This window comes from Candidatus Obscuribacterales bacterium, from assembly GCA_036703605.1.
Classification (GTDB): Bacteria; Cyanobacteriota; Cyanobacteriia; order RECH01; family RECH01; genus RECH01.
Genome location: DATNRH010001117.1, coordinates 1 through 4343 on the forward strand (window position 1 = coordinate 1; position 4343 = coordinate 4343).

Below are 4343 nucleotides of genomic sequence, written 5' to 3' on the forward strand. Positions count from 1 at the left end.
AACCAGTGTAGTTCGATGGCAACATAACTCCAGCGCAGTTCAGCTAGGAGACGGTTATAGACCTCGGTGACGCGACCTTTGAGGTTTAGGCGAGCTTGCACCTGCTGCGATCGCCATGATTGGGTATCTGGCGGTGGACTGGTGATCTGTGTGGGTTGGTTAAGGTACTGTAAAAACAGTTCACGTACGGGTTGGGGTGCTTCCCGCCAGCGTGGTACGGCAATATCAGTGGCCACTTGGCTGAGATAGCCATATTCGTTCAAAAATTGATTGAACTGGGTAAGAACAGCCTGACCATCGGTGGTTTCACTCAGACTGGCAAACAGGGCCGATCCGGAATCGGGCACTTGGACCCGGGCGATCGCCCCTACCAGGGGACGGCAAGACTGGGCTAACCGTTGCAGCGATCGCAGGGAGGCAATTTCTGGCTGGGTTTGAACATTGAGGTCGTTGTCGGATACCTTGAGCATCGCTTGCCGCAGGGCGAAGCTGAGGGGAGCCATGATGCTGTAGTAGGTGGCTCGGCGCAGTAGGGTCAAAATCAACTGAATGCGTCCGAGGATGGCGGCGGGCTGCTGTCCCTTAGCGGGATGATCGATGAGTTGGCGTAGGCCGGGGGTAAACAGATCCTGGTCGTCTTGCTCAAAGTCTTGCTCCAGGCGCAGTTCTCGCCCCAGCAGTTTTAGCAATCCTGGTACATTTTTGAGGGTGGAGAGGATCGGCGGCTTGCTGAAGGGGGTGCCCCGGGTAAGAAATTCTAAGCTCTCGGGCGGAAGACCCATGCGCCGAAAAATCTGTCCTAGCAGCGATGCATTGAAGTAGGCGGAGGAGTGGTGTAGGGTAGCGGTTTCGGTGAAATCTAACCCTCGGGCGCGATCGCCGAGGACGATGGTAAAAATCTCGCCCCAAACGCCGCAGGTGAGAGGACGGTTGATCGACCAGGTGAGGGGACGAATCCAGCCAGGGATCACCTCAGCGGCAATTTTTCTTGTCCAAATCGGCAAGAGTGTGGTGATCGGTCGGCTTTGTAAGACCCAAAGCTGCTGACCGTCATAGCTCCATTCAATATCCTGGGGAATGCCGTGGTAGCGGGCTTCGAGATGGCGGGCCAGGTAGGCCACCTGCTGGATCAATCGCGGCGGCACATCGCCCTCGCCCTCCATGGGGAACGCGATCGCTTCTGGCAAGTACCAGGGGGGATTAGCCACCGCCTGGGTGGTGGTCAAATCCGCTTCGGTCACCATCACTTGGTAAGACTCTGGGGTCACCTGTCCTGAGACGACTCGTGCGGCGGAACCCGGTAGCGCCTCGATCACCACGCTGTCCCCTTGGCGGCTGATGGGATCGCGGCTGAAGGCGACGCCGGAAAAGACGCCCGATACTTGGATTTGGACGAGGACGGTCATTGCTTCGTCCCGAATGCCGCGATCGCGTCGATACTGCACCGCTGTGGGCCGGTTGTACGAGGCTTGGCATTGGGTAATCGCTTGGGCCAGGGCCTCGCGACTGGTCACCTGGGCGATGGATTCATACTGCCCAGCAGCGGAGGTGGATTCGGAATCTTCGCCGATGGCAGATGAACGCACAATGAGCGGCTGCTCTGGGGTGGGATTGAGCATCTCGATCATCGGGGCGGGGTCATCCCCCGGCGGCAATACCCAGCCCATGGGCACGGGATAGCCCCAGGCGGTGAGCTGGGCCAGGGTGGCAACCTTGGCACCAACTTTTTTGGCATCCTTGGCCTGGTCGAGGGTGGGAACGGCGCGATCGCCTCGGAAGAAACGAAACATGGTTTTTGATCCAGGTTGGGCTTGCCCGGTGGATAGGTCTAAATCGTCCGGCATCTTATGATAAATCCAAGCCATGAGAACACTGAGGATGAGAGTTGCGACTACGCGATCGCCCTGGGTGGGATGCAGCAAGGCCGCAAACACCGGCAGCAGCACCAGGACGACTAAACGACCCTGGCGCTTTTCTCGAAAAATGGTAAAGCTAATTAAACTCAGCAGCAGCACGAGACCGGAGGCTAGCCAATCATGGACAAGGTAGCCCCACGTAACGTTGGTGGTACCAGCTCCCCGTCCTCCCCAATAGCGTCCCATCACTAGGGCAATTAGGGCAATCACTTCCCAGGCAGGATCGGTGGGAAAGTAGGAGCGCGCTAGCCATACAACGCCAATGCCCTTCCCCGCCTCTAGGAGAACTGCCATCACCCCCGCCACCGTTCCGCCGTGGTAGAACGCTGCCGAGACACTGATATTCCCTGTGCCTAGATGGGCCAAATCTTTGCGGGTGAGCCCGTAGGTTAGCCAACGGATCAGAGGTAGCCCACCGAGCAGTGGGCCAATCACCATAATCAGTAAGGCACCCAACACTTGTGTAGGGGTCATAGTTTTTATGCAGTGCTTGAGTTGCGCAATGATGCCTGTCCTATCGCACTGTATAACAAACATGCCTGATCTGCAGCAATGCTGCCTATCCAGGGGTTGAGCTAGGCCATGTCTGGGTTATTCGTGGGCGATCGCTGCTGTACAGTGACGCACATCTTCGATCACCGATCGCACGCCGCCGAGGTCAATGCGATAGCTGAGGGGATGGGCAATCAGCCGAGCGGTGCTGGTAAACAACGGCTCAATTTCAATCAAATGGTTTTCCTGGAGGGTGCGCCCTGTGGCCACCAAATCCACGATCGCTTCCGACATGCCCGTAATCGGCCCCAATTCTACAGAACCGTAGAGCGGCACAATTTCCACGGGTAGGTTCAACCCTTGAAAGTAGCTGCGGGCACAGTGGACAAACTTGGACGCTACTCGACTGTGGGGCGGTAGGTCGAGGGCGGAGCGATAGGGGCTGGAGGCCTTGACCGCTACTGACATGCGGCATTGCCCAAACTGCAAATCAGCCAGTTGAGCGACTTGGGGTTGCTTTTCACACAGCACATCATAGCCCACCACCCCAAGCTGCGCTTGCCCATATTCAACGTACACGGGCACGTCATAATTTCTCACCAGCAGCGCCTTGGCCCGATGGCTGGCATCCCAAATTTCAAGCTGCCGATTGGAGCTATCAAGGAAGGCGCTAAAGTCGAGACCCACAGCCTTAAACAGCCGGATGCTGTCTTTCAGGAGTGCGCCTTTGGGTAATGCCACAGTAATCATGGAACGCGATCGCAATGGGGTAATGATAACGATAAACGAAGCTGCCAATGTCTAGGCAAGAAAACGATGCAAGGGGCAGCACTTGAGCATGACCCGTTCGATCGCTCACGTATTCTACCAGGCCTCGCCATAAAAATAGGGGCTGATGCCCCGATGATCCGCCTACCTAGACCAGGCACCCCTGATCCAGGTTGATTTGCATTGTAGTGGTGCGAAACCATAGGGCGATCGCTAGTCGAGATAGCCCATCAGCGTGAGCGGATCATCCAATTCATTGGAGGCAATGGGGCGATTGCCAAGCACCATATGGGCATTCAACAGATCGGCGCTGCTGGCTACGATCGGGCGATGACCCGGCAACAAGTCGGAGCTAACAATTTCCATCTCGCTAGAAAACACGGGGCGATTGCCAACGGCCGTCATGCCAAAGATGTGTAGGTTGCTGGGCTCGATGGGACGGTTGCCCATGAAAAAGCGAGGCTGAGCAACTTCAATGGAACTAGATTCTTCTTTCGATTTCACGGTGAGGGCGGCTCCTTGAGTGGACGATGCTTTACTTCTAGACGAGGACGGCTTGTCCTTGGGGGTTTCGGCGGAGCTAGGCTGTCCGTTATCTTGGGTGGCGTCTGTAGCCATGGGTGGATACCTCTCTATAGTCAACCTGCGGGCGGCCAAGACAGGATGCGAGCCTATCTGAACGCCTTATGTTCTGATCTTATAAGAATCTGACCAAGGACTAAACACCAGATGCTGCCCTAATCACGTTTTGGCTTGCCGTTTCCTGGTCAGCCATGAACCATGGTGCTGATTTGGACTGAGGCGATCGCCTAGGGATGCCCGACGCCTCACCTGCAGACAAATGGCCGGTGCTCAGCACCTATGATCTGCAGGATGAACGGCTCGTGAACGAGAATGGGGGTGTTTAGGACGTCTTTGTTCAAATAGTTTTAGGTAGAACGGCTTAATTGGATACTTTAAATCTAAACTAAACCTTGAGCTTACCTAAATACTACAGGTGAAGGCGCAGTCATGACTAGACGGTTGCAATTCAGTTCTTTGATCAGACTGATTTGAGATTGTAATCATCCTGCTCGGTTTTCCTGTGCCAGCCATCTACTATCATCGTCTTCCCGCTGTCCACTGCCCACCCGTTATCCACGTCCCGCGTGGGGCGATCGCCATAAG

Annotated in this window: 3 protein-coding genes; all 3 read right to left on the minus strand. The window is 55.8% G+C overall.

Annotated features, from left to right (window positions below):
- Nucleotides 1-2390 (minus strand): glycerol-3-phosphate acyltransferase (locus V6D20_23160; protein ID HEY9818678.1); only part of this gene is annotated, 2390 nt, incomplete at its 3' end.
- Between the two features lie 117 nt (nt 2391-2507).
- A complete protein-coding gene (gene hisG / locus V6D20_23165) occupies nt 2508-3158 on the minus strand; it encodes an ATP phosphoribosyltransferase (GenBank protein ID HEY9818679.1) in 651 nt (216 codons plus the stop codon).
- 231 nt (nt 3159-3389) lie between these two features.
- On the minus strand, nt 3390-3794 hold the full coding sequence (locus V6D20_23170) for a hypothetical protein (protein ID HEY9818680.1): 405 nt from the start codon (nt 3792-3794) through the stop codon (nt 3390-3392).
- Between the last annotated feature and the right edge of the window lie 549 nt (nt 3795-4343).

Excerpts from the sequence above, each read along its gene's own strand:
- hisG (HEY9818679.1), bottom strand. The coding sequence starts at position 3,158 with ATGATTACTGTGGCATTACCCAAAGGCGCACTCCTGAAAGACAGCATC.
- V6D20_23170 (HEY9818680.1), bottom strand. The coding sequence starts at position 3,794 with ATGGCTACAGACGCCACCCAAGATAACGGACAGCCTAGCTCCGCCGAA.